The organism is Agromyces badenianii, from assembly GCF_003070885.1.
Classification (GTDB): Bacteria; Actinomycetota; Actinomycetes; order Actinomycetales; family Microbacteriaceae; genus Agromyces; species Agromyces badenianii.
On record NZ_CP028913.1, the window covers coordinates 1,817,244 to 1,841,101 of the forward strand.

A 23,858-nucleotide genomic window follows, 5' to 3' on the forward strand; every position below is an offset into this window, starting at 1 on the left:
CCGAACGGCGGCGCGGCGTCGTCTTGGGCGGCGGGCGCAGCCTTCGATCCGATGCGCATCGGATGTCGGCGGCTCGCCGTACTCTCGGGATCACCACCGCAGGGCCGGCTGCATCATGAGAGGAGCGACATGTCCGCCATCGCCACGATCGACCCGCACACCCGCACACGGGAGCCGTACCCCATCGACATTCCCGGCCTGTCGATCTCGCCCGCCGCTCCCGGCCTGTGGCGCGTGACCCGTCCGAAAGGGCCGGTGCTCGGTCACATCGAGCGCCGCGGCGCAGGCGAAGAGGCCCGCTTCGGGGCGAAGCGGCTCGCACCCGGCGGCATCCGTTCGATCGACCTCGGCGAGTTCTGGTCGTCTCGCGACGCCGCCGAGGTCTTTCGATGACCGCGCTGAGGGCGATATCGGGCGCGCCGTCGAAGCTCGATCAACACCTGACCGGTGCGCGGTAACCTGCGGCCATGCAGTGGTGGAACGATCTCATCTCATGGCTCGGATCGAGCACGGCGCGACCCGCCGTCTTCTCAGCCGTCGTGCTGTTCTTCGCGGTGCTCGCGGCTGGACTCCTCGCCGTGTGGATCGCCAATCTCGCGATCAAGCGCCTCGTCGCACAGCGCGATCGTGAGGCCAAGGCCGCTGCGATCGCCGCGCTCGTCGACGCAGCCACCGAGGCTTCGGTGTGGAACTCGCTGACCCCTCAGGAGCAGGTGCTCGCCGATCGCACGGTCGGCCAGGCCGACATCATCGTGCGACTGCTCCCGATCCGCGGGTCGGATGTCGCGGCCAACTGGGCCGCCCACCAGCTTCACGAGCTCAAGCGAGCCTCGGCGACGTTCGGGTACCAGCTCGACCCCGCCGTCGTGGAGTTCCGCGACCGACTCCTCGAGTGGCAGCGCCGCCCGTCGCGCACCCGCCGGCAGTTCCAGAACGACCTCACTCGGTGGCGCTCGCAGCGGCAGGAGCCCGAGCAGGTCGCGGTGGAGCAACAAGACGCCTGGGTGGCCGAACAGCACCAGCAGCGCTTCCAGGGCAGCGTGAGGCTCGGCGACGACCTCGTCGATGGCACGGCCGCGGCCAACACGGTGCCCACGCCGACGCTGCAGAGCGAACCGCGGAGCTGAGCGGCTGCGCTGAGCCGCTGCGCACGGCCGAGCTCGTGCGCAGTCCTCAGCTTCGCGTCAGCGCCGGGCCGGCCTCAGCGACCGAGCGGCGGGCGTGCGATCAAGGCCACCACTCGTCGAACATGGAGACGGGCACGGTGCGTTTGTGCCGAGTCTGCAGGTAGCGGGCCTCGATGCGCTCCGCGACCGTGTCGTCGATCTGCTCCCCCTCGAGGTAGGCATCGAGGTCGCGGTAGCTCAGCCCGAGGTTCGCCTCATCCGATTGACCGGGGTTCCCGTCGAGCAGATCCGCCGTCGGCACCTTGAGGTACAGCCGCTCGGGTGCTCCCAGGGTCTCGAGCAGCGAGCGGCCCTGGCGTTTCGTGAGTCCGGTGAGCGGCAGGATGTCGGCGCCGCCGTCGCCGTACTTCGTGAAGAATCCAGTGACGGCTTCAGCCGCATGGTCGGTGCCGACGACGAGCAGTGCGCCCTCGCCTGCGAGCGCGTACTGGGCCACCATGCGCAGACGTGCCTTCACGTTGCCCTTGCCGAAATCGCTGAGCTGCTCGCGCGTCGCTGCCGCGTAGTCGGCGGTGAGTCCGTCGACACCGCCCTTGATGTTGAAGACGACCGTCTCCTGCGGTTCGATGAACTCGAGCGCGAGTCGAGCATCGTCTTCATCGTGCTGCACCCCGTAGGGCAACCGAACCGCGACGAATCGCGCCGAGCCGCCCTCTGCCAGGATCTCCTCGACCGCGAGACGGCAGAGGCGCCCGGCCAGGGTGGAGTCCTGTCCCCCGCTGATGCCGAGCACGAAGCCGCGAGCACCGGTCGCGCGGAGGTACGACTTGAGAAAGTCGATCCGGGCACGAACCTGCTCGGCGGGGTCAATGGCCGGGAAGACGTTGAGTTCCGCGATGATTCGCGATTGCAGCTCTCGCATCCCACGACGATACCGCCGAGATGTTTCCGGGATGCGAAACCGCAAGCCCGATGAGTTCGATCAGACATCGGTGCACGCCTCCGCTAGCATCGCGACAAGTGCACCATGTCGCCGGAGGGGGGTCTCGCATGGATGTCTCGATCGGAACCATGGTGCTCGTGCCGGCGATCGCCGTCGCAGCGCCGCTGCTGGTGCGCCTGATCGGCAAGTGGGTGGCCATCCCCCTCGTCGTCTTCGAGATCGTGCTCGGCCTTGCACTCGGACCCGCGGTGCTCGGCTGGGTGGCACCCGACGCGTTCATGAGCCTCCTCGCCGACTTCGGCCTGGCGATGCTCTTCTTCCTGGCCGGCAACGAGATCGACTTCCGCTCCATCCGCGGCCGCCCGCTGAGCCGAGCGGCCATCGGTTGGATCATCTCCCTCGCCGCCGGCGTCGGCATCGCGACGGTGGTCGCAGCCGACCTCCCTGCCGCGGCCTTCATCGGCATCGCGCTGACGTCGACGGCGCTCGGCACGATCATGCCGGTGCTCCGCGATTCGGGCGACCTCGGCACGCCGTTCGGCATCGCGGTGATCGCGCTCGGTGCTGTCGGCGAGTTCGGGCCGTTGCTCGCGATCTCGATCTTCCTGAGCGGTCGCACGCCGCTCCTCGCGGCAGGGGTGCTCCTTGCCTTCGCCGTCGTCGCCGGCATCGCCATCTGGCTGGCCGCGAAGGGCGTGGGCAAGCGGATGCATCGCGTGATCGCCGCGACACTCCACACCAGTGGGCAGTTCGCCGTGCGTCTCGTGATCTTCGTGCTGCTCGCCCTCGTGGCGCTGAGCATCGTGCTCGATCTCGACATGCTGCTCGGCGCGTTCACCGCCGGGGTGCTCTACCGACTGCTCCTGTCGGGGGCTCCCGAACGAGACATCGAGGTCGTCGAGACGAAGCTCGAAGCCGTCGGTTACGGCTTTCTCGTGCCGGTGTTCTTCATCAACACCGGAGTGACCTTCGACCTCGAGTCGCTCTTCACGGATGCCCGTACCACGGTGCTCCTGCCGATCTTCCTCGTGCTGCTGCTCCTGGTGCGAGGGCTCCCGTCGCTCCTCGCCGCACCGGAGGGCTCGAGCCGGCGCGACCTCGCCGCCACCGCCCTGTTCGGCGCGACCGGGTTGCCGATCATCGTCGCCGTGACCGCCATCGGCGTCGACAACGGCGACCTGCCGAGCGGCACCGCCGCCGCGCTCGTAGGTGCCGGAATGCTCTCGGTGCTGCTCTTCCCGCTCATCGCACTGACGCTCCGAAAGAACCGAGCGGATGCCGAGGCGGTACCGCCGAGCGACGACCCCTTCGTGCCCATCGAGGGATGATCCGGGTCGCCCCGGTATGCTTGCACCGCCGCCCCCGTAGCTCAGCGGATAGAGCAGGAGCCTTCTAATCTCTTGGTCGCAGGTTCAATTCCTGCCGGGGGCACCGCGTTACGAAAACCGGCCAACGGTCGCACGAAACCCTTTCGTCGGTGGCATCGACGGTCGTTGCAGAGCTCGCTGCACCGTGAGCAGACGGCGACGTCGGAGCGCCCCGGTAGACTCTCGGCATGCCTTCTTCGAGCGACCGACTGGTCTGGATCGACTGCGAGATGACCGGACTCGACCTCGAAGTCGATGAACTCGTCGAGATCGCGGTCATCATCACCGACTACGACCTGAACCCGGTCGATGCCGGGCTGAGCATCGTCATCAAGCCAGATGCGAGCGCCCTCGAGTCGATGGGCGAGTTCGTGCGCACCATGCACACCCAGTCCGGGCTCATCGAAGAGATCCCCAACGGCGTGAGCGTCGCCGAGGCCGAATACGAGGTGCTCGAGTACGTGCTGAAGCACGTGCCCGAAGAGCAGAAGGCCCCGCTCGCCGGCAACTCCATCGGCACCGACCGAGCCTTCCTCGCGAAGTTCATGCCGCGTCTCGACGCCCACCTGCACTACCGCAGCGTCGACGTCTCCTCGATCAAGGAACTCGCGAAGCGCTGGTTCCCCCGCGCCTATTTCAACGCCCCCCAGAAGAACGGCGGGCACCGCGCCCTCGCCGACATCCTCGAGTCGATCCGCGAACTGCACTACTACCGTCGTGCGGTCTTCGTCGCAGAGCCCGGCCCGTCGAGTCAAGAACTCCAGAGTCTCGCCGCCGCCGTCGTGAACGAGTTCGACGCCAAGGTGTAGTAGTCTCTCTTGAGTTGCCAGATCGCTCCGGCGGTCGACACATGGTGGGTATAGCTCAGTCGGTAGAGCGCCTGGTTGTGGTCCAGGAGGTCGCGGGTTCAAGCCCCGTTACTCACCCCAAGTCTTATCCCGGCGAGAGCCGGCACGTTTCGGCGCGAGCCGGTACGCGCCCGTCGCACATCGATCGGAGCCGCTCGTGGAACTCGATGCCGAAGCCTTCGAGGCGATCGTCGTCGATGAGCTCGATCGCTTGCCCGACGACATGGTCGACGGTCTCGAGAACGTCGTGTTCGTCGTCGAAGACCGACCCGAAGACGGGTCCCTCGACCTACTCGGCCTCTACGACGGTTGGGCGCTGACCGAGCGCGATCGCTACGGGTCCGGCGAGATGCCCGACCGCATCATCCTCTATCGCGAGCCGTTGCTGTCGATCTCGGCCGACGAAGACGAACTCCGCGAAGAGATCCACGTCACGCTCGTGCACGAGATCGCGCACTTCTACGGCATCGACGACGCCCGCCTGCACGAGCTGGGCTGGGCGTGATCCGAGCCGGGTTACGCTGATTCCATGAGCATCACCCCAGGCCGCATCGTCGGCATCGTGGTCGGCGCGATCGCGATCCTCGGCATCGGGGTCTACGGTCCGGCGATGCTCCTCGGCCCACTGCCTGCGCCGAGCGTGCACATCGACGGCGATGCCGTCGCGGCATCCGATGCGGGTGCCGGCGCGATCACGCTGCCCGACACCGGCGCGAGTGCGATCGCGGTGCTCGACGCCGACGGGGCCCCTGCGACGCTCGCCGTCGCCGGCGACCCCGCCACCGTTCCGATCGGCGGGGCGGTCAAGCTCGTCACGGTGCTCGCCACCCTCGAATCCCTGCCCCTGCCGCCCGAAGGAGGCGGGCCGGCGATCAGCATCGGCCCCGCCGACTACACCGGCTACCTCGAGTACGTCGCCGACGACGCCCGCACCCTGGCGGTGCTCCCGGGCGAGAGCTGGACCGAGCGCGACGTGGTGCGCGCCGTGCTGCTCGCCTCGAGCAACAACCACGCCGACACTCTCGTGCGCTGGGCGTTCGGCGGCGTCGGTCCCTACGTCGAAGCCGCCAACCTGTGGCTCGCCGAGAACGGGTTCACCAAGACCCGTGTCGCCGACGCCACCGGACTCTCGGGCGACAACGTCGGCACCGCCGAAGAACTCACCCGTCTCGGCGGCCTCGTGATGGCCGATCCGCGCCTCGCCGAGCTGTTCGCGGCCGGCGGCGCCCCATCGGTGGCCGGCGAGCGGAACGTGCCCGACGTCGTCTCCCACCTCGGCGACGAGGGCGTTCGCGCACTCGCCCGCAGCTACACCGACCAGGCGGGCGTCAGCTTCGTGTTCACGACCGAGGTGGCCGGCGCCGAGGCCGAGCAGCCCCATCGCCTCGTCGGCGGCATGAGCCTCATGCCCGACTACGACGCACTCGACGCCGCTGTTCGCACGGCCGTCGAGTCGAGCGCACTCTCGGCCGTTCCGACCGAGGTCATCACCGCCGGCACCGCGTACGCGAGCGTCGAGTCCGCGTGGGGCGATCGGGCGAAGCTCATCGCCTCGGTCAGCCGAACGGACGCCTCGTGGGGAAACCCGGGCGGCGAGGCATCCGTCACCGTCGAACCCTTCACGACCGCTCCTGCAGGCCGCGATGTCGGCCGCGTCAGTATCGCCACCGCAAGCGGGGAGATCGCCTCACCGCTCGAATTGACCGACGAGATCCACGATCCGGGCCCGCTCTGGCGGCTCGCGAACCCGGCCGCCCTCATCGGGGCGTTCTTCGCCGATCAGCAGGCTGAACCGGACGATCAGCAGGGCTGACCCGCTCGGCCGACCCGCTGGCGTCGAACCGTGTCAGTCGTTCTCGTCGTCGGCTTCGACCGGGTCGGAATCGTCGGCGTCGAAGCGGAACTGCACTCGCATCTGGCCGTTGATCTCGCGCTTGTCGACCGCGTCGTACCAGAAGAGAGACTCGAGACCGTCGACGGCGGCGACCATGCCGACGCGTTGCTCGGGTTTTCCACCGACGAGGATGCGCTGCTCGAACTCCCCCTCGAGCGGACCGTCGAGGAACTCTGCGACGTACTGGGCGCCTGTCGTGTCTGTGCTCATGTGACTACCGTAGCCCTCGGCGAACGTCGGGGGTGGGCTGCAGCGCGGGCGTCGCGATTCAGGCGTCGGCGACGCGCAGCCGCACGTCGGCGCGACGGGCCGGTGCCGTGCGCGCGACGTACCGGCGCCATTGACGTTCCCACTGGTCCCAGTACGGGTCGAAGCCGCCGGCGTCTCGCGCCAATGCCCGGTGCTTGCGAAGCCGGTCGGATGCCTCGATCCACACGCCGACGGCATCGCCCGACTCCACCGCTGCGAACGCGCCGCAGCCTTCGACGATCAGGGTCCGGCCCGGCAGGCTGTGCTCGATCGCTCCGGCGCGATCGGCGACCCAATCCCAGCGTCGCCATCGCCCTGCCTTGCCCCGCGCCCGTCGAGCGACGAGTGCGTGCGACATCTCGGCACCCGCTCGCTCGAGGCCGTTCCATCCGGGATAGGCATCGTCGAGACGCACGAGTTCGGGCGCGTGCCCCGGCCAGGCTCGCACGAGGGCGTCGGCGAGGGTGCTCTTGCCCGAGCCGCTGGGGCCGTCGATCGCGACGATTCGCGCACGCTCGGCGCGCACCCGGGCGAGCACGGCCTGCACCGCGGATGCCGCGGGACCCGACGGTCGGGCCTCGGCGTCGCCGATCCGCATCACGACCACACCGGGTGGAAGGTCCCCGCCCAGACGGCGCAGCCGATCGCGAGCAGCGCGATGGCGATCGCTATCACGAGGAGTACGACGTCGAGCCGGCCGACTCGGGATTCACGCGCCCATGTGCGCGGCTGATCCGATCCGAAGCCGCGCGCCTCCATCGCGGTCGCGAGCTTGCTGCCTCGCCGAATCGCGAGCACGAGCAGCGCGAAGGCCATCGTCGCGAACCGCCGGACAGCGCCGTGATCGCCGATGCCGCGCGCACGGCGCGACAAGCCCATGGCCCGCCAATCCTCGATGAAGAGCCCGACGAGGCGTGCCCCCGCGAGCGCGCCCAGCACGAAGCGACTCGGCAGATGTGCGACCTGCGCGAGGCCGTCGGCGAGCTCGGTCGGATCGACGTTCATGAAGAGGAGCACCGCCGGCAGCCCGATCGCGAGCACGCGCACCATGACGGCCACGGCCAGCTCGATGGACCCGTCGGTGATGCGGGCCAGCCAGAACGACCAGTACTCGGTGCCCTCCGGCCGCCCGTACAAGAGCATGCTGAGGCCGGCGATCGGTGCGGCGATGAGGATCGGCCAGGTGCGCGCCACGAGCGCGCTCGGGGTCACCCCCGCCAGCGCGAAGAGCACGAGCTGCACGACGAGCGCGACCGCGGCGCTCACCCAGTCGACCGTGAGCAACAGCGGGGTGGTCAGGAGCATCGCCGCCGCCAGACGGGTGACCGGGTTCACGCCGTCGACGAGCCGCAATCGGGGTGCCGCGATCATGCCGCAGCCGCCGTTCGCAGCGCATCCCGACCGAGGTCGAGATGCTGGTCGCCGAGGGCCGCGAGATACGCCGGGTCGTGACTGACCGACAGCAGGGTCACCCCGTCGTCGACGAGCCCTCTCAGAAGGGTCACGAGCTCGATCCAGGTGAGCCGGTCCTGCCCGAACGTCGGCTCGTCGAGGATGACGACCCGCGGTTGGGCGACGAGGGCGCAGGCCACCGTGAGACGCCGCTGTTCACCGCCCGAGAGCGTGAACGGGTTCGCCTCGGCGAGTCGGTCGAGTCGGAGCCGCTCGAGCACCTCGCGAGCGCGCCGTGCCGTCGACGCCGCGTCGAGGCCCAACGCCCTCGGCGCGACCTCGAGTTCGCGCTGCACCGTCGAGGCCACGAACTGATGCTCCGGCTCTTGGAACACCGTGCCGATGCGCGTGAGCAGATCTCGCGAACGCCACCGGATCGGATCGCCGCGCAGCGAACCGGCGAGCTCCGGGGCTGCACGCACTCGGCCGCCGAGCGGTGTCAGCAGGCCGCCCATCGTGAGGGCGAGCGTCGACTTGCCCGCCCCGTTCGGCCCGGTGAGCACCGTCGAACTCGCGTGCGGCAGCGACAGCTGGAGACCCTCGCGCACGACGGCGTCGCGGCGTCGCCCGATGGAGAGGTCGATGCCCTCCAGATCGACGCCGGATGCCGCCGCTGCGGGCCGCGCTGCAGACACCGTCGCCGGGGCGCCCGGCACCCAGACGCCCGCGTCGAGCAATGCCGCGCGTTGCGTCTGCATGACGTGCTCCGGCTCGCCGTCGGCGATCAGGCGGCCGTCGCGACCGAGCACGATCACACGCGTGACCAGATCGAGCCAGACGTCGACTCGGTGCTCGACGACCACGAAGGTGGCGCCGGTGCGATCGAGTGTGCGGGCCACCGCGCGGCGCACTTCGGTGACTCCGTCGGGGTCCAGGTTCGCGGTCGGCTCATCGAGCAGCAGGAGTCCGGGCCGCATGGCGAGCGCTCCGGCCAGCGCGAGCCGTTGCTTCTGCCCTCCCGAGAGCGCACTCGTCGGGTGATCGAGCGGAAGGTCGAGGCCGACCTCCTCGAGGGCACGCCGCACTCGCGGCCAGATCTCCTCGCGCGGAACCCCGAGGTTCTCGCACCCGAAGGCCACGTCGTCGCCCACCTTGGCGAGGATCACCTGCGAATCCGGGTCCTGAAGCACGAGGCTCGCGCGGCCGCGAACTGCGCCCGGCCACTCGCCGTCGATCTGCAGGGTCCCCGTCTCCTCGCCCTCTTCCGCACCGCCGTGGACGCCCGCCAGGGCATGCAGCAGTGTCGACTTGCCCGAACCCGACGGCCCGAGCAGGAGTACCCGCTCCCCCGGTCGGATCTGCAGGTCGATGGAGTCGATCGCCGCACGCTTGCGCCCGGCATGGCGCCACCCCCACCCGTGCGCTTCCACGCGCGCGGGACGTGCGGCATCCGAGCCGTAGCTCACGTCAGACCCGCTGGGCCACGTCTTGGCCGGCGGCGAAGCGGCTCAGGGCTCCGGTCGCCGCGAGGCCGCGCACGATGAACCAGCCGAGGAGACCGGCCAGCACGGCACCCGAGACGACGACGGTCGCGAAATAGAGCCCGAGGAACTCGGGCGACTTCTGCAGGTTGCCCGAGAGGAACAGTTCGAGCGTCCACGCCGCAGCACCGGCGGCGGCACCGGCGAGCATCGCGGGAACGACGCCGAATCGGCGGTAGGCGAACAGTGCGAAGATCAGCTCCGCACCGAGCCCCTGAGCGACCCCCGAGTAGATCGTCTCGATGCCCCACTGGTTGCCGATGAGTGCCGACACGATCGCGGCGAGCAGCTCGACGAAGAGCGCGGCGCCCGGCTTGCGGATGATCAACCCGCCGAGCACGCCGCCGATGAGCCAGATGCCGACGGCGATGCCGCCGAGCCCGGGTGTGACGGCGTCGGCTGCGCTGAACCACGCGTAGCCGACGTTGTTCCAGAAGAGGAAGAGCAGCCCGGTCGCGACGCCGATGACGCTCGCAACGACGATGTCCACGACCCGCCAACGCAGGATGCGCGGCTTCGGAGTGGTGGAGGGACGGCTGGTTTCAGTTACTGCAGTGTGCACTGTCGTGCCCTTTCGTGACGTGGAAAGAGGCACGGGAAATGAGATGTGTAGGCCTCCCTGCGCTGGCATTACCCAGATCAGGTTCGACGGTCGAAGGTTGAGAACCTTCCTCTCAGCCCGGCTCACCGGACTCCCGTGTTCGATGACGAGTATACGCCGACGAACACGCGAGAGCGGCCCGGCCGCGACGGTTGGGCGGTGCGGGTTCAGCGAGCCGGATTCAGCGGCGGTGCGGGCTCAACGCTTGAGCGCGCGGATCACCATGCGCAGCGCCTTGCCGGTGACCCAGACGAGCGGGGTGGCGACGAGCAGCAGTCCGATGAGATTCGGCTCGAAGCGGACATCGCCGCCCCGACCGACGTATGCGCCGAGCGGAATGGAGAGCCCTCCGCCGCCACCGCCGCCCGCCTGGTCACCCTTTTCGTCGGAGCCGCTGCCCGCGCCGAAGCCGTAGTAGCCGAGCGCCACCGGCACGAAGGTGGTGCCGTCGATGTTGACGGCGTCGCCGTACGCGGTCTTGACGCCGACGCCCGCGACGGTCTCGGCGAGTTCCAATACGAGTTCAGCCATGCGCCCACGCTACCCGCGCCGGCGCCCGCGAGCCACCCCCGCCGCAAATCGGGAACAGAACTCAGCGGAGATCGCTGCCCGGATCTCTGCGACGTGTGGACTCGATACGATCGGTCGCGGGCCGAACGAGCGACGCCGGCCGCACCGCACCGCGCCCGAATCGAGCAGTCACCTCGTCGATCGTGCGTTCGGCTTCGCGCCACTCCTCGTCGGGGTCCCACAGCATCGCGCCGCTGCCCGAGGATCGCAGCTGCTCGGCGCGGACGCCGATGAGCCGGATGCGGGCTCCATCGCCGGCCAGCTCACCGAGGGCTGCGGATGCCTCGTCGTAGATGCGACGCGCGACGTCGGTGGGCTCACCGAGCGTGCGAGAGCGGGTGACGGTGCGGAAGTCGCCGTATCGCAGCTTCAGCACGACCGTGCGCCCGACGAGCCCGGCCCGGCGCATGCGCACCGCGACGTCGTCGGAGAGCCGCAACAGCTCGCGCCGCAGCTGCCCGAGATCGGTGAGGTCGTAGTGGAAGGTGACCTCGTGGCCGATGCTCTTCTCTTCGCGGCCCGTGACGACATCGCGCGCGTCGACGCCCATCGCGAGGTGGCCGAGCTTGGCCGCCAGTGCCGGCCCGAGCGCGCGTTCGAGGGCGTCTGGGGGCATTGCAGCCACATCGCCGACCGTGCGCAGCCCGATGCGGGTCAGCGCCTGCTCGGTGACCCTGCCGACGCCCCAGAGCGCCGAGACCGGCAGCGGGTGCAAGAACTCGAGCGTGCGATCGGCGGGCACGACGAGCATGCCGTCGGGCTTCGCCCGGCTCGACGCGACCTTCGCCACGAACTTGGTGGCCGCAACGCCGACCGAGCAGGTCAATCCGGTCTCGTGCTGCACGCGCTGCCGAAGGGTCCACGCGATCTCGGCCGGGCTGCCGTGCAGACGGCGCGCCCCCGACACGTCGAGGAACGCCTCGTCGATCGAGAGCTTCTCGACGAGCGGAGTGACCTCTTCGAAGATGGTCATGACCCGGCGCGAGTACTCGGAGTAGCTCGCATAATCGCCCCGGAGCACGATCGCGTTCGGGCAGCGTTGCAGTGCGAGCGACATCGGCATCGCCGAGTTGACGCCGAACCGGCGGGCTTCGTAGCTCGCCGCGGACACGACGCCGCGACCGGCCGTGCCACCGACGAGCACTGGCTTGCCTCGCAGATCTGGTCGCTTCAGCAACTCGACCGAGACGAAGAAGGCGTCCATGTCGACGTGCAGGATCGGTGTCGCCGAATCATCGACCGGGCCGGTCGTGACCTGGCGCGACGAGCCGTCCTGCTTGCTCATGCTGCGACCCTAGCCGGTGCCACCGTCATCGCTGCATCGGCCCGACGGAACTCGACGTTCGTCAGAAGCCGAAGTCCCCGCCACCGCCGAAGTCGCCGCCACCGAAATCACCGAAGCCGCCGAAGTCGCCGCCTGAGTCGGCACCCGATGCGTCGTAGCCACCCGCATCGCCGCCGGAACCGCCGCCGTCGGCGCCGCCATCAGCGCCGGCATCGAACGACGACGGGTCGGGCAGGAACGCCTGCGCGATCGCCGAGCCGACGACCACACCGGCGACGGAGCCGAGCAGCGAGCCCGCGAACATGCCGCCGAACGACGGTCCGCCCTGTTGGCCACGGCCGGCCGGGGCATCCGCTCGGTTGAACGCCCGCTCGACGCTGCCGGGCGCACGAAGCTCGGCCCGGGTCGCTGCCCGCGCGAGAGCGCTCGGTTCGTCGGAGACGAGTCGTTCACCTGCCGGCGCTTCCGCGCTGAGTGAGGCGAAGACGGCGGAACGCTGCTGCGGAGTGAGCTTCGCGAATGCCTCGGCATGCACCGCCTCGACCGACTCGGGCGGCGCGGTGCGCAGCAGGTACCGGTACCGCTCGACGGCGAGTTCGTCGTCGCTCAGCGGTCGGGCCTGGGGTGCAGGGCTCGCCGTGCGGTCGTCGGGAGCGGCGCCGAAGAGTCGGTCAAGGAATCCCATGTTGTCCTCGTCAATCGTTCAGGGGACGACCAATCTACGATCGCCGGCAATGAAGCTGCTGTGAACCGGTCGCTACGTGCTCGCCGCACTCCTTACTCGGCTGCCGCGATGTGCTCGCCGCGCTCGCCACTCGGCCGCCGCGATGTGCTCGCCGCGCTCCTTACTCGGCTGCCGGGTTGCCGGCGCGCTCCAGTACGAGCTCGCGCACTCGCGCGGCATCCGCCTTGCCCTGCATCGCCTTCATCACCGCGCCGATGACCGCTCCGGCGGCCTGCACTTTGCCGTCGCGGATCTTCGCGAGCACGTCGGGCTGCGAGCCGAGCGCCTCGTCGATCGCGGCGATCAGCGCACCGTCATCGGAGACGACGGCGAGGCCGCGCGCATCGACGACCTGCTGCGGCGAACCCTCGCCGGCGATCACGCCTTCGAGCACCTGGCGGGCCAGGCGGTCGGTGAGCGTGCCGGCGTCGACGAGCTGCGCGAGCTCGGCGACGTGCTCGGGCGAGACGAGACCCGATGCGTCCTGGTCGGCGGCGTTCGCGAGCCGGGCGATCTCGCCGGTCCACCACTTGCGTGCGGCAGCGGGAGTCGCACCGGCAGACACGGTCGCCTCGAGTTCGATCAGGAGACCGGAGTTCGCGACATCCTGGAATTCGAGGTCGGTGAAGCCCCACTCGGCCTTCAGCCGGCGGCGGCGCACCGCCGGCGGCTCGGGCAGCGCGGCGCGGAGCTCGTCGACGAGCTGTTTCGAGGGAACGACCGGGAGCAGGTCGGGCTCGGGGAAATAGCGGTAGTCGTCGGCGTCGGACTTCGGCCGGCCGGCGCTCGTCGCACCCGTGTCTTCGTGCCAGTGGCGGGTCTCTTGGGTGATCGTGCCGCCGCCCGCGAGGATGGCCGCTTGCCGCTGGATCTCGTAGCGCACTGCACGCTCGACCGAACGCATCGAGTTGACGTTCTTCGTCTCGGTGCGGGTGCCGAGCTTCTCCTGACCCCGAGGGCGCAGCGAAACGTTCGCGTCGCAGCGGAGGTTGCCGCGCTCCATGCGCGCCTCGGAGATGCCGAGCGAGAGCACGACGTCGCGGATCGTCGACACGTACGCGCGTGCGAGCGCCGGCGTGTCGGCTTCGCCGCCGAAGATCGGGCGGGTGACGATCTCGACGAGCGGCACCCCGGCGCGGTTGTAGTCGACGAGCGAGTACTCGGCACCCTGGATGCGACCGGTCGAGCCGCCCACGTGCGTGAGCTTGCCCGCGTCCTCCTCCATGTGGGCGCGCTCGATCGGCACCGTGAACGTGCGGCCGTTCTCGAGCTCGACCTCGACCTCGCCGTCGAACGCGATCGGCTCGTCGTACTGCGAGATCTGGTAGTTCTTCGCGAGGTCGGGGTAGAAGTAGTTCTTGCGTGCGAAACGGCTCGACGGCGCGATCTCGCAGCCCAGCGCGAGGCCGAGGCTGATCGAGTACTTCACGGCCTCGCCGTTGACGACGGGCAGCGACCCCGGGAGCCCGAGGCACACGGGCGTGGTGAGGGTGTTCGGGTCGGCTCCGTGGAACTGCGAGTTCGCCGGGTTCGGCGCCGAAGAGAACATCTTCGTCTTGGTGTTCAGCTCGACGTGCACCTCGAGGCCGATGACCGGCTCGAAGAGTTCGAGGGCCTGGTCGAAGTCCATCAGTTCAGCGCGGGCCATCAGAGTGCGCCTTCCTCGGTCGCGGTGAGCTCATGGGCGGAGAGGTCGGGTGCTTGCGCGAGGAGCGGGCCGCCCCAGCGCGCCTCGAGCAGCTGCTCGAGTGCGGCGCCGACGTTGTAGAGTCGCGCGTCTTCACGTGCCGGCGCGAGGAACTGGATGCCGACGGGCAGCCCGTCTTCGGGGGCGAGGCCGGCGGGCACCGAGATGCCGGGCACCCCGGCGAGGTTGGCCGGGATCGTCGCGATGTCGTTCAGGTACATCGACACGGGGTCGGCGAGCTTCTCGCCGAACTTGAACGCCGTCGTCGGCGCGGTCGGCGAGGCGAGCACGTCGACGCCGGCGAACGCCGCGTCGAAATCGCGCTGCACGAGCGTGCGCACCTTCTGGGCGCTGCCGTAGTAGGCGTCGTAGTATCCGGCCGAGAGCGCGTAGGTGCCGAGGATAATGCGTCGCTTCACCTCGGGGCCGAAGCCTGCTTCACGGGTCGCCGACATCACCTGCTCGACCGTGCCGCCGCCTGAGGGAGTGACGCGCAGGCCGAAGCGCACCGAGTCGAACTTCGCGAGGTTCGACGAGGCCTCGGCGGGCAGGATCAGGTAGTACGCGGCGATGGCGTACTCGAAGTGCGGTGCGGAGACCTCGACGATCTCGGCGCCCTGCTGCTCGAGCAGCTCGAGCGATTCGTGGAACCGCTGCCGCACGCCCGCCTGGAAGCCCTCGCCGTCGAGCTCCTTGATGACGCCGATGCGGAGGCCGGAGACATCCGCTCGCCGCACGGCCTCGGCCATCGACGGCCATGCCTCGGGAATCGACGTCGAGTCGAGCGGGTCGTGTCCGGCGATGACATCGTGCAGCAACGCCGCATCGAGCACCGTGCGGGTGACGGGGCCGATCTGGTCGAGCGAGGAGGCCAGGGCGATCGAGCCGTAGCGGCTGACCGCACCGTAGGTCGGCTTCACACCGACGGTGCCCGTGACGTGGGCCGGCTGGCGGATCGAGCCGCCGGTGTCGGAGCCCAGCGCGAGGGGCGCCTCGAACGCCGCGACGGATGCCGCGGAGCCGCCGCCCGAACCGCCCGGGATGCGATCGAGGTCCCACGGGTTGTGGGTCGGGCCGTAGGCCGAGTGCTCGGTCGACGAGCCCATGGCGAACTCGTCCATGTTGGTCTTGCCGAGCGGGATCATTCCCGCCTCGCGCACCTTGGTGACGGGCGTCGCATCGTAGGGCGGGATCCAGCCCTCGAGGATGCGCGAACCCGACGTCGACGGCATGCCCTTCGTGACGAGCACGTCTTTGATCGCGATCGGCACGCCGGCGAGCGGGCCGAGCACGTCACCGGCGGCACGCCGCCGGTCGATCTCGGCGGCCGTCTCGATGGCGCGCTCGCCCTCGACGTGGAGAAACGCGTGCACGGCACCGTCGACGGCGGAGATGCGGTCGAGGTGCGCCCGGGTGACCTCGACCGACGACACCTCGCCCTGGGCGAGCTTCTCGCCGAGCGCGGCGGCGGACAGGCGGATCAGTTCGTCGCTCACTGCTCTTCTCCCAGGATCGCCGAGACCTTGAACCGGGAGTCGTCGCTCTCGGGGGCGCCCGAGAGCGCCTCGTCGACCGAGAGCACCGTCTCACCCACGACATCGTCGCGGTACACGTTCTGCATCGGGATCGGGTGGCTCGTCGGCGGCACCTCGGGCGTGGCCACCTCGCTCACCTTCTCGACCGCGTGCATGATCTGGCCGAGCTCCGTCGTGAGGTGCTCGATCTCTTCATCGGTGAGCGCGATGCGGGCGAGGTTCGCGAGATGCGCGACCTGCTCCGCAGTGATTTCGGACATGCTGCTCCGTCGTCTCGGGATGGGGATCTACCGATTCTAACGGGGCTCGCCGAACAGGCCGATGCCGTACTCGTGCAGCAGCTCGTAGGCGTCGGCCCAGGTCTCGGGCTTCAGCGCCCGCCACCGCCGTGCCGGGCTCCCCACCGGTCTGCTCCGGCGGCGTCGTCTCGCCACCTGCCACGTCTCCCCTGAGTCGTTCCTCGTCGCCCCGCGACGCTACTCGTCGAGCGCCGCCGGCCCTTCGCTCACGAGCCGCGCGAACTGCGCCGCATCGAGCACGCGGATGCCGAGTTCTTCGGCCTTCGCGAGCTTCGACCCGGCTCCGGGGCCGGCCGCAACGAAATCGGTCTTCTTCGAGACGCTCGAGGCCGCCTTGCCGCCGGCGGCGATGATCGCCTCTTGCGCCCCCTCGCGGCTGAACCCCTCGAGCGACCCGGTGGCGACGACGGTGAGGCCCGCCAGCACTCCCCCGGCCTCGGCCGCCGCGCCCGGGCCCGGATGCCCCGGGGTCGCGAATTGCACGCCCGCCGCCGTCCACCGGTCGACGATGTCGAGATGCCAGTCGACTCCGAACCACTCGATGAGCGAGTCGGCGATGATGCCGCCCACGCCCTCGACCTCGGCGAGCTGTTCGCGAGAGGCGGCGCGGATCGCGTCGAGCGAGCCGAACCAGTCGGCGAGCGCGCGGGCCGCGACCGGACCGACGTGGCGGATGTTGAGCGAGACGAGCAGCCGCCACAGCGGCTTGGTCTTGGCCTTCTCGAGCTCGGCGAGCAGCTTGGTCGCCGCCTCGGACGGTCCCACCTCGCGGAAGCTCTTCGTCACACCCGCGGCGCGACGCTCGGTGGGCGTCATGGTCTCGGTGCCCGGCGGGTAGCTCGCCGGCCCGAGCTTCTGGAACGGCGCGCGCCGAACCGGCTCACCCGTCTGCTCGTCGACCTTCGGCTCGCCCGTCTCGGCGTCGCGCACGACGACCTCGATCGGCACGAGCTCGTCGATCGTGAGGTCGAAGAGTCTGGCCTCGGTGGCGAGCGGCGGGTCGGCCGGCACCGACGGCTGGGTGAGGGCGGCCGCCGTCACCTCGCCGAGCGCCTCGATGTCGAGGCCGCCACGGGAGCCGATGTGCTCGACCCGCCCGCGCACCTGCGCGGGGCACGACCTCGCGTTGGGGCAGCGGAGGTCGATGTCGCCCTCTTTCATCGGGCGGAGCGGCGTGCCGCACTCGGGGCAGAGCTCGGGCATGTGCCACTCGACCTCGGTGCCGTCGCGGAGCTGCTCGACCGCACCGAGGATCTCGGGGATGACGTCGCCCGCCTTGCGGAGCACCACGGTGTCGCCGATGCGCACGCCCTTGGCCTTCACGACCTGCTGGTTGTGCAGCGTCGCCTGGCGCACGGTGGAGCCCGCGACCTTGACGGGCTGCATGACCGCGTACGGAGTCGCCCGGCCTGTGCGGCCGACGCCGACTACGATGTCGAGGAGCTTCGTGTGCACCTCTTCGGGCGGGTACTTGTAGGCGATCGCCCAGCGCGGGGCGCGGCTCGTGGCGCCGAGTTCGTCGTGCAGGGCGAGCTCGTCGACCTTGACGACGATGCCGTCGATCTCGTGTTCGACGTCGTGGCGGTGCTCGCCGCGATCTGCGATGTACCCGGCGACCTCGTCGACCGAATCGAACACCCGGGAATGAGGCGAGACCGGCAGCCCCCAGCTCGCGAGCAGGGCGTAGATCTCCGACTGGTTCCGAACATCCGGATGCTGCCAGGCGCCGATGCCGTGCAGATACATCGCGAGCCGCCCGAGCCGCTCGCGCATGAGGGAGAGCTCGAACGCGTTCTTCTTCTCGCGCCGCTGCCGCAGGCTGCCCGCCGCGGTGTTGCGGGCATTGGCGAACTCTGGGTACTTCGTCGGGATCTCGTCGGCAGCCCGGCCCTTCGCGATCTGCTCGGCCTCGAAGGCCGCCTGCAATTCGTGCTGGCGCTCGTTGAGCGCCTCGAAGTCGCTCGTGCGCAGGAACACCTCGCCGCGCACCTCGAAGAAGGCCGGGTACCCCTCGCCCACGAGCTGCTGCGGGATCGCCGGGATCAGGTCGACGTTCTCGGTGATGTTCTCGCCGACCCGGCCATCGCCCCGGGTCGTGGCGGTCTCGAGCACGCCGTCGCGGTAGGCGAGGCTGATGGCGAGGCCGTCGATCTTCAGCTCGGAGAGCCAGTGCACCGGTCGACCTGCCGCAGCGGCGGTCTTCGTCGCCCAGTCGCGGAACTCGTCGATCGAGAAGACGTTGTCGAGGCTGAGCATGCGTTCGGCATGCTCATGCTCGGGGAAGCCCGCGGAGACGATCGACGCGCCGACCTGCTGCGTGGGGCTGTCCTGACCGGCGAGTTCGGGGAATGCGCGCTCGAGCGCTTCGAGCCGGTGGAAGTCGGCGTCGTACTCGGCGTCGGAGTACGGCGAGTCGCCGTCGCCGTAGTAGGCGAGCCGTGCCCCCTCGATGCGATCGGCGATCACGGTCGCCTCGGCTCGCGCCGCGTCGAAGTCGGTCGGGATGCCGCTGTCACCGGAGATGTCGCTCACATCGCAATCCTATGAGCGCCCGCCAACACTGGGCGGGAATCGGCTGCCGGAGTCGGTGCTAGGCGTCGACCGGCACCGCACTCACCGTGCGGTCGATCGTGAACTGGCCGAGCACCCGCGTGCCGACGTAGATGACGGCGGTCTGGCCCGGGGCGACCCCGTCGAGCGGATGCCCCGGCGTGACGACGAGCTCGCCGTCGACGAGCTCGGCGACGGCCGGCACGGGGTCGGCGTGGGCGCGGATCTGCACCTCGCAGTCGAACGCCGTCTCGGGGTGCTCGGGCGGGAGCCCGGCCCACGAGAACCGCGAACCGGCGATGAGCCCGATCGCGAGCGCCTCTTTGGGGCCGACGACGACGGTGTTCTCTTTCGGCCGCACCTCGAGCACGAAGCGGGGCTTGCCGTCGGCAGCGGGTGTGCCGAGTCGCATGCCGCGGCGCTGGCCGACCGTGAAGGCATGCGCCCCCTCGTGGGAGCCGACGACGGCGCCCGTGCGGTCGACGATGTCGCCCGTCTCGGTGCCGACACGCTCGGCGAGCCAGCCCTTCGTGTCGCCGTCGGGGATGAAGCAGATGTCGTAGGAGTCGGGCTTCTGCGCGACCGAGAGCCCGCGCTCGGCGGCCTCGGCGCGCACGAGCGTCTTCGAGGGCGTGTCGCCGAGCGGGAAGTAGGCGTGCGCGAGCTGTTCGGCGGTGAGCACGCCGAGCACGTAGCTCTGGTCTTTCGCCTCGGCGCTCGCGCGGTGCAGTTCGCGATTGCCCGCGGCATCCGTCACGATCTTCGCGTAGTGGCCGGTGGCCACGGCGTCGAAGCCGAGCGCGAGCGCCTTCTCGAGCAGCGCCGCGAACTTGATGCGCTCGTTGCAGCGCATGCAGGGGTTGGGCGTGCGGCCGGCGGAGTACTCGGCGACGAAGTCGTCGACGACGTCGGCCTTGAAGCGCTCGGAGAAGTCCCACACGTAGTACGGGATGCCGAGCACGTTCGCCGCCCGCTGAGCGTCCATCGAGTCTTCGATGGTGCAGCAGCCGCGGCTGCCGGTGCGCAGGGTGCCGGGCATGCGGCTGAGCGCGAGGTGCACGCCGACGACCTCGTGGCCCGCCTCGACGGCGCGCGCAGCGGCGACGGCGCTGTCGACGCCGCCGCTCATCGCCGCGAGAACCTTCATGGGTTCCAGTCTAGGCAGAGTGCCTGAGCGGATGCCCCGCTCCCCCGGGTCAGCGGTCGAACGACGTGGCGCGAGCGGCGAGCCCGGCACGGGCCGCCTGAGCGTGCGCCGCGGGCAGCGCCGCGAGGAAGGCGTCGACGTCGGCACCGGTCGAGCTGTGCCCGATCGTGACGCGGAGCGCCCCACGCGCATCGGCTTCCGAACGCCCCATGGCCATGAGCACGTGCGAGGGTTCGGGCACGCCGGCCTGGCAGGCCGATCCGGTCGACACCGCCACACCGGCCGCGTCGAGCAGGAAGAGCAGCGAGTCGCCTTCGCAGCCCGGGAACGAGAAGTGCGCGTTGCCGGGCAGTCGGCCGCCGGCCGAGGCGTCGCCCGAGAGCCGCGCCTCGGGCACCGCGTCGACGACGCCGTCGATCAGGCGGTCGCGGAGCGTCGCCATGCGAGCGGTGTCGGCCTCGAGACGCGCCGCCACGACCGATGCCGCAGCCGCGAACGATGCAGCTGCCGCGACATCCTGGGTGCCCGAGCGCACCTTGCGCTGCTGCCCGCCGCCGTGGATGAGCGGCTCGACGGCCGCTGAGCGGTCGAGCACGAGCGCGCCGATGCCGGCGGGGCCGCCGATCTTGTGCGCCGAGACGCTGAGGGCGACGAGCCCGGCGCCGCGAGCGGCCTCGGTCGCGCGCCTGATGCCGCGGAAGTCGATCGGCACCTGCCCGTACGCCGCGATGGCATCGACGTGCAGCGGCACACCGGCGCGCGCGGCGAGCCGGGCGACCTCCTCGACGCGCTGGATCGTTCCGACCTCGTTGTTCGCCCAGAGCATCGTGACGAGGGCCACGGATGCCGCGCCGCGGGCGAGTTCCGCGGCGAGCACGTCGAGGCGCACGCGCCCCACCTCGTCGAGCGGGATCTCGACCACTTCGGCGCCGTCGTGCTCGGCGAGCCACTCGACGGTGTCGATCGTCGCGTGATGCTCGCCCGCCGGCACGAGGATCCGGCGGCGGGCAGCGCCGGTGGCGGCATCCTCGCGCCGCTGCCACCAGATGCCCTTGATCGCGAGGTTCACGGCCTCGGTGCCGTTGCCCGTGAACACGACCTCGATGCCGTCGGCGCCGAGCGTCGCCGCGATGCGCTCGCGCGATTCCTCGAGCAGCCGTTTCGCCTGCTGGCCGGCACTGTGGATCGAGGCGGGATTGCCGACCACGGCGAGCGCGGCGGTCAGCGCGTCGACGGCCTCCGGCAGCATCGGGGTCGTCGCGGCGTGATCGAGATAGACCATCTGCCCTCCAACCCTGAACGTGTGTCGTGTGCGGCCCGATGCCGTGCCCGGCGCCGTCTGCGCGCCCGCGCGGGCGTTGCACCGCCACGAACTACTGTAGATCGCATGCCTGAGCGCGATCCCCTGCACGACCTCGGCGTTCGTGTCGGTGCCGACGGCGGGGTCGCCCGGGTCTGGTCCGAGCACGCGACCTCGGTCGAGCTCGTCGTCTTCGACGCCGACGACCTCGACTGGGCGGTCAGTCGCACGCCGCTCGCGCGCGACGAGCACGGCGTGTGGCACGGCGAGTCGCCAGAGCTCCGGCCGGGTGCCCACTACGGACTCCGAGTCGACGGCCCGGCGGGGGTCGAGCACGCCTTCAATCCGGTGCACACCCTCCTCGATCCGTACGCCCGCGGGCTCACCCGAGCCGAGGACGGCTCATGGCGCGGTGTCGCGCTCGAACCGCTCACCGCGACCGGCTTCGAGTGGGGCGCCTCCGCGAAACCGCGCGTGCCGCTCGATCGCACCGTGGTCTACGAGACCCACGTGCGCGGCTTCTCGAAGCAGAATCCGGCGGTTCCCGAACGGTTGCGCGGCACCTACGCCGGACTCGCACATGACGCCTCCCTCGAGTACCTCACGGGGCTCGGCGTCACGACGATCGAGCTTCTTCCGGTGCACGCCTTCGTGACTGAGGAACGCCTCGTGCGCCAGGGCAAGCTCAACTACTGGGGCTACAACACGCTCGCGTTCTTCACCGCCCACGCTCCGTACGCGAGTGCCGCGGCGCGGGCGGAGGGTGCCGGCGCCGTGCGCCGCGAGTTCGCCGGCATGGTGCGCCGACTGCACGAGGCCGGCCTCGAGGTGGTGCTCGACGTCGTCTACAACCACACCGCCGAGGAGGGGCGCGAGGGTCCGACCTACTCGTTCCGCGGCATCGACAATGCCGCGTACTACCGGCACGACGCGCACGGCCACTACGTCGACACGACCGGCTGCGGCAACAGCCTCGATTTCGCGGGCGAGGCCCCCCAGCGACTCGTGCTCGACTCGCTGCGGTACTTCGCCGAGGAGTTGCAGGTCGACGGGTTCCGTCTCGATCTGGCCGTGACGCTCGGCCGCGACGAGCACGAGGCATTCACCCCCGAGCATCCGCTGCTGCGCGCCATGCTCGACGACCCCGTGATCGGGGCATCGAAGCTCATCGTCGAGCCATGGGACGTCGGACCCGGCGGCTGGCAGACGGGCGGCTTCCCGGCCGGGTTCTCGGAGTGGAACGATCGCTATCGCGACCGGATGCGCGACTTCTGGCTCGGCGACCTGCGCCGCGAGCGCGAGACGGGTTCGGCGGGCAGTGGCATCGGCCGCTTCGCGACCCGCCTCGCGGGTTCGGCGAACACGTTCTCGACCGATCGCGGGCCGCTCGCGAGCCTCAACTTCGTGACCGCGCACGACGGCTTCACGCTCGCCGACCTGACCGCCTACGACGTCAAGCACAATCAGGGCAACGGCGAGGGCAACCGCGACGGCACCGACTCGAACAACTCCTACAACCACGGCGTCGAGGGCGAAGCATCCGACCCGGCGATCCGAGCGGCTCGGCGACGAAGCATCCGGAACCTCGTGGGCACCCTGCTGCTCTCGGCGGGCGTGCCGATGCTCACTGCGGGCGACGAGTTCGGCCGCAGCCAGCGCGGCAACAACAATGCCTACTGCCATGACTCGCCGCTCTCCTGGCTCGCCTGGAATCCCGCCGACCGCGCCAGGTTCGCGCCCGAGCTGCTCGAGACGGTGCGCCACCTGATCAGGCTCCGCGCCGAGAATCCCGCCCTGCGACCCCGCCGATTCGGCCAGCTGGGCGAGGATATCCCGAGCGCGTCGCAGATGCACTGGTTCAACGCCGACGGCGAGACCATGGGCTTCGACGACTGGGACTCCCCCGCCGAGCGCACGCTGCAGTACCTCGCCGTCTCCACGCCAGAGACCGAGGCGCTCAACCGCATCCTTCTCGTCGTGCACGCGCACGAGTCGAGCGCCGGCATCGTGCTGCCCGAGCACGATGGCGTGACCGCGTACACGCTGCTGTGGGACTCCGCCGACGAGGCCCCCTCGAGCGCCACGCCCGCCGTGGCGCCCGGCACCCGCGTCGAGGTCGACGCGCAGTCGATGCAGCTCTACCGCGCCGAGGGCGGTCGCGGAGGCGGAGCCTGATGGCCAGGCGATCGGATGCCTCGGCCGGCACCCCCGCGACCCTCGCGCTCGCTCGCGCCGGGGTCGCCTTCACCGCGCTCGGCTATGAGCACGACCCGCGCGTCGCTGCCTACGGCCTCGAAGCCGCCGACAAGCTCGGCCTCGACCCCGACCGCGTGTTCAAGACGCTGCTCGTGACCGTCGACGGCTCGCTCGCCGTCGGCATCGTGCCCGTCGCGATGCAGCTCGACCTGAAAGCGCTCGCCGGCGCGCTCGGCGGCAAGCGCGCAGAGATGGCCGACCCTGCGGTGGCGGAACGCAAGACGGGGTACGTCGTCGGGGGCATCAGCCCCATCGGCCAGAAGACCGCGCTGCCGACGGTGCTCGACGAATCGGCCATCATCTGCGAGTCGATCTACGTCTCGGGCGGCCGGCGCGGCCTCGATCTCGAGCTCGCGCCCGACGACCTCATCGCGGTGACGGGCGGCCGCTACGCCCCGATCGCCCGCGCCCGCTGACGCGCGCGCCACGGTTGGCGTCGCGACCGGCGCGCGAAGTGTTCTGTCCTTCCGGCGGATATACGATCCACCACCCCGAGTTCTCCTGCCGTAAACCGGCGCGCCGGATCGTATATCCGCACTGGTG

At 70.2% G+C, this 23,858-nt stretch carries 23 protein-coding genes, 2 tRNA genes and 1 riboswitch; of the genes, 10 read left to right on the top strand and 15 right to left on the bottom strand.

All coding sequences use genetic code 11. The annotated features are described in order from the left end of the window. Positions 1-129: 129 nt before the first annotated feature. Positions 130-393 (top strand): hypothetical protein, encoded by a 264-nt coding sequence (locus tag DCE93_RS08640; protein ID WP_108595532.1) that lies wholly within the window; start codon positions 130-132, stop codon positions 391-393. 74 nt (positions 394-467) lie between these two features. Continuing rightward, a complete protein-coding gene (locus DCE93_RS08645; RefSeq protein WP_108595533.1) occupies positions 468-1,127 on the top strand; it encodes a hypothetical protein in 660 nt (219 codons plus the stop codon). Between the two features lie 100 nt (positions 1,128-1,227). Here the strand turns inward: DCE93_RS08645 and nadE are convergent, their stop codons facing one another. Beyond that, positions 1,228-2,049, bottom strand: coding sequence for an ammonia-dependent NAD(+) synthetase (gene nadE / locus DCE93_RS08650; protein ID WP_108595534.1), 822 nt, complete (start codon positions 2,047-2,049; stop codon positions 1,228-1,230). A 128-nt stretch (positions 2,050-2,177) separates the two neighbouring features. Here nadE and DCE93_RS08655 point away from each other — a divergent pair, with 128 nt between their 5' ends. The 6 genes from DCE93_RS08655 (at position 2,178) to DCE93_RS08680 (ending at position 6,098) form a co-directional block, all read left to right on the top strand. Next, positions 2,178-3,398 (top strand): cation:proton antiporter, encoded by a 1,221-nt coding sequence (locus DCE93_RS08655; protein WP_108595535.1) that lies wholly within the window; start codon positions 2,178-2,180, stop codon positions 3,396-3,398. 30 nt (positions 3,399-3,428) lie between these two features. Then, positions 3,429-3,501: transfer RNA gene (locus DCE93_RS08660), tRNA-Arg, on the top strand. Between the two features lie 124 nt (positions 3,502-3,625). Continuing rightward, entirely contained in the window at positions 3,626-4,246 is a 621-nt protein-coding gene (gene orn, locus DCE93_RS08665; RefSeq protein ID WP_108595536.1) for an oligoribonuclease, read from the top strand. Between the two features lie 44 nt (positions 4,247-4,290). Next, positions 4,291-4,366 (top strand) — tRNA-His (locus DCE93_RS08670). Between the two features lie 76 nt (positions 4,367-4,442). Then, entirely contained in the window at positions 4,443-4,790 is a 348-nt protein-coding gene (locus DCE93_RS08675) for a metallopeptidase family protein (protein ID WP_108595537.1), read from the top strand. A gap of 24 nt (positions 4,791-4,814) precedes the next feature. Continuing rightward, a complete protein-coding gene (locus DCE93_RS08680; RefSeq protein WP_108595538.1) occupies positions 4,815-6,098 on the top strand; it encodes a serine hydrolase family protein in 1,284 nt (427 codons plus the stop codon). Between the two features lie 33 nt (positions 6,099-6,131). Here DCE93_RS08680 and DCE93_RS08685 read toward each other — a convergent pair whose 3' ends face one another. From DCE93_RS08685 to DCE93_RS08750, 14 genes are all read right to left on the bottom strand, one after another. Next, entirely contained in the window at positions 6,132-6,389 is a 258-nt protein-coding gene (locus DCE93_RS08685) for a hypothetical protein (protein ID WP_108595539.1), read from the bottom strand. Positions 6,390-6,447: 58 nt separating this feature from the next. Continuing rightward, a complete protein-coding gene (locus DCE93_RS08690) occupies positions 6,448-7,026 on the bottom strand; it encodes a nucleoside/nucleotide kinase family protein (protein ID WP_244284287.1) in 579 nt (192 codons plus the stop codon). After that, positions 7,026-7,799: an energy-coupling factor transporter transmembrane component T family protein gene (locus tag DCE93_RS08695; RefSeq protein WP_108595540.1), complete on the bottom strand. Its 774-nt coding sequence runs from the start codon at positions 7,797-7,799 to the stop codon at positions 7,026-7,028. The genes DCE93_RS08690 and DCE93_RS08695 overlap by 1 nt, the downstream gene beginning before the upstream one ends. Further along, positions 7,796-9,286, bottom strand: a complete 1,491-nt coding sequence (locus DCE93_RS08700; protein WP_205647414.1) for an ABC transporter ATP-binding protein — start codon at positions 9,284-9,286, stop codon at positions 7,796-7,798. Before DCE93_RS08700 ends, DCE93_RS08695 begins: the two co-directional genes overlap by 4 nt. A 1-nt stretch (position 9,287) precedes the next feature. Beyond that, on the bottom strand, positions 9,288-9,851 hold the full coding sequence (locus DCE93_RS08705; RefSeq protein WP_338027556.1) for an ECF transporter S component: 564 nt from the start codon (positions 9,849-9,851) through the stop codon (positions 9,288-9,290). A 109-nt stretch (positions 9,852-9,960) separates the two neighbouring features. Next, positions 9,961-10,070: riboswitch (TPP riboswitch) on the bottom strand. Between the two features lie 90 nt (positions 10,071-10,160). Continuing rightward, positions 10,161-10,493: a hypothetical protein gene (locus DCE93_RS08710; protein WP_108595541.1), complete on the bottom strand. Its 333-nt coding sequence runs from the start codon at positions 10,491-10,493 to the stop codon at positions 10,161-10,163. Between the two features lie 61 nt (positions 10,494-10,554). Then, on the bottom strand, positions 10,555-11,817 hold the full coding sequence (locus DCE93_RS08715; protein WP_108595542.1) for a DNA polymerase IV: 1,263 nt from the start codon (positions 11,815-11,817) through the stop codon (positions 10,555-10,557). Positions 11,818-11,878: 61 nt separating this feature from the next. Further along, complete coding sequence (locus DCE93_RS08720) at positions 11,879-12,502, bottom strand: hypothetical protein (RefSeq protein WP_108595543.1); 624 nt, start codon at positions 12,500-12,502, stop codon at positions 11,879-11,881. 160 nt (positions 12,503-12,662) lie between these two features. Then, on the bottom strand, positions 12,663-14,189 hold the full coding sequence (gene gatB / locus DCE93_RS08725) for an Asp-tRNA(Asn)/Glu-tRNA(Gln) amidotransferase subunit GatB (protein ID WP_108595544.1): 1,527 nt from the start codon (positions 14,187-14,189) through the stop codon (positions 12,663-12,665). Further along, positions 14,189-15,724, bottom strand: a complete 1,536-nt coding sequence (gene gatA, locus DCE93_RS08730; RefSeq protein WP_108595545.1) for an Asp-tRNA(Asn)/Glu-tRNA(Gln) amidotransferase subunit GatA — start codon at positions 15,722-15,724, stop codon at positions 14,189-14,191. Before gatA ends, gatB begins: the two co-directional genes overlap by 1 nt. Continuing rightward, positions 15,721-16,023 (bottom strand): Asp-tRNA(Asn)/Glu-tRNA(Gln) amidotransferase subunit GatC, encoded by a 303-nt coding sequence (gatC, locus tag DCE93_RS08735; RefSeq protein ID WP_108595546.1) that lies wholly within the window; start codon positions 16,021-16,023, stop codon positions 15,721-15,723. The genes gatA and gatC overlap by 4 nt, the downstream gene beginning before the upstream one ends. A gap of 216 nt (positions 16,024-16,239) precedes the next feature. Then, a complete protein-coding gene (ligA, locus tag DCE93_RS08740; RefSeq protein ID WP_420836954.1) occupies positions 16,240-18,594 on the bottom strand; it encodes an NAD-dependent DNA ligase LigA in 2,355 nt (784 codons plus the stop codon). 58 nt (positions 18,595-18,652) lie between these two features. Further along, entirely contained in the window at positions 18,653-19,759 is a 1,107-nt protein-coding gene (gene mnmA, locus DCE93_RS08745) for a tRNA 2-thiouridine(34) synthase MnmA (protein WP_108595547.1), read from the bottom strand. A 49-nt stretch (positions 19,760-19,808) separates the two neighbouring features. Next, complete coding sequence (locus DCE93_RS08750; protein ID WP_108595548.1) at positions 19,809-21,041, bottom strand: cysteine desulfurase family protein; 1,233 nt, start codon at positions 21,039-21,041, stop codon at positions 19,809-19,811. 105 nt (positions 21,042-21,146) lie between these two features. On the opposite strand from DCE93_RS08750, the gene glgX reads away from it, so the two are divergent. Together glgX and ybaK are read left to right on the top strand one after the other, a co-directional pair. Then, the gene (gene glgX / locus DCE93_RS08755) at positions 21,147-23,234 is read left to right on the top strand and encodes a glycogen debranching protein GlgX (RefSeq protein ID WP_108595549.1); all 2,088 of its coding nucleotides are present in this window, start codon (positions 21,147-21,149) and stop codon (positions 23,232-23,234) included. After that, positions 23,234-23,731 carry a Cys-tRNA(Pro) deacylase gene (gene ybaK, locus DCE93_RS08760; protein WP_108595550.1) on the top strand — a complete coding sequence of 166 codons (498 nt, stop codon included), beginning with the start codon at positions 23,234-23,236 and terminating at the stop codon, positions 23,729-23,731. The genes glgX and ybaK overlap by 1 nt, the downstream gene beginning before the upstream one ends. The last annotated feature ends 127 nt before the right edge of the window (positions 23,732-23,858 follow it).

Bases quoted from the DNA above. Each gene is read 5' to 3' on its own strand.
- DCE93_RS08640 (WP_108595532.1), top strand. From the start codon at position 130: ATGTCCGCCATCGCCACGATCGACCCGCACACCCGCACACGGGAGCCG.
- DCE93_RS08645 (WP_108595533.1), top strand. From the start codon at position 468: ATGCAGTGGTGGAACGATCTCATCTCATGGCTCGGATCGAGCACGGCG.
- nadE (WP_108595534.1), bottom strand. From the start codon at position 2,049: ATGCGAGAGCTGCAATCGCGAATCATCGCGGAACTCAACGTCTTCCCG.
- DCE93_RS08655 (WP_108595535.1), top strand. From the start codon at position 2,178: ATGGATGTCTCGATCGGAACCATGGTGCTCGTGCCGGCGATCGCCGTC.
- orn (WP_108595536.1), top strand. From the start codon at position 3,626: ATGCCTTCTTCGAGCGACCGACTGGTCTGGATCGACTGCGAGATGACC.
- DCE93_RS08680 (WP_108595538.1), top strand. From the start codon at position 4,815: ATGAGCATCACCCCAGGCCGCATCGTCGGCATCGTGGTCGGCGCGATC.
- DCE93_RS08685 (WP_108595539.1), bottom strand. From the start codon at position 6,389: ATGAGCACAGACACGACAGGCGCCCAGTACGTCGCAGAGTTCCTCGAC.
- DCE93_RS08690 (WP_244284287.1), bottom strand. From the start codon at position 7,026: ATGCGGATCGGCGACGCCGAGGCCCGACCGTCGGGTCCCGCGGCATCC.
- DCE93_RS08695 (WP_108595540.1), bottom strand. From the start codon at position 7,799: ATGATCGCGGCACCCCGATTGCGGCTCGTCGACGGCGTGAACCCGGTC.
- DCE93_RS08710 (WP_108595541.1), bottom strand. From the start codon at position 10,493: ATGGCTGAACTCGTATTGGAACTCGCCGAGACCGTCGCGGGCGTCGGC.
- DCE93_RS08715 (WP_108595542.1), bottom strand. From the start codon at position 11,817: ATGAGCAAGCAGGACGGCTCGTCGCGCCAGGTCACGACCGGCCCGGTC.
- DCE93_RS08720 (WP_108595543.1), bottom strand. From the start codon at position 12,502: ATGGGATTCCTTGACCGACTCTTCGGCGCCGCTCCCGACGACCGCACG.
- gatB (WP_108595544.1), bottom strand. From the start codon at position 14,189: ATGGCCCGCGCTGAACTGATGGACTTCGACCAGGCCCTCGAACTCTTC.
- gatC (WP_108595546.1), bottom strand. From the start codon at position 16,023: ATGTCCGAAATCACTGCGGAGCAGGTCGCGCATCTCGCGAACCTCGCC.
- mnmA (WP_108595547.1), bottom strand. From the start codon at position 19,759: ATGAAGGTTCTCGCGGCGATGAGCGGCGGCGTCGACAGCGCCGTCGCC.
- DCE93_RS08750 (WP_108595548.1), bottom strand. From the start codon at position 21,041: ATGGTCTATCTCGATCACGCCGCGACGACCCCGATGCTGCCGGAGGCC.
- glgX (WP_108595549.1), top strand. From the start codon at position 21,147: ATGCCTGAGCGCGATCCCCTGCACGACCTCGGCGTTCGTGTCGGTGCC.
- ybaK (WP_108595550.1), top strand. From the start codon at position 23,234: ATGGCCAGGCGATCGGATGCCTCGGCCGGCACCCCCGCGACCCTCGCG.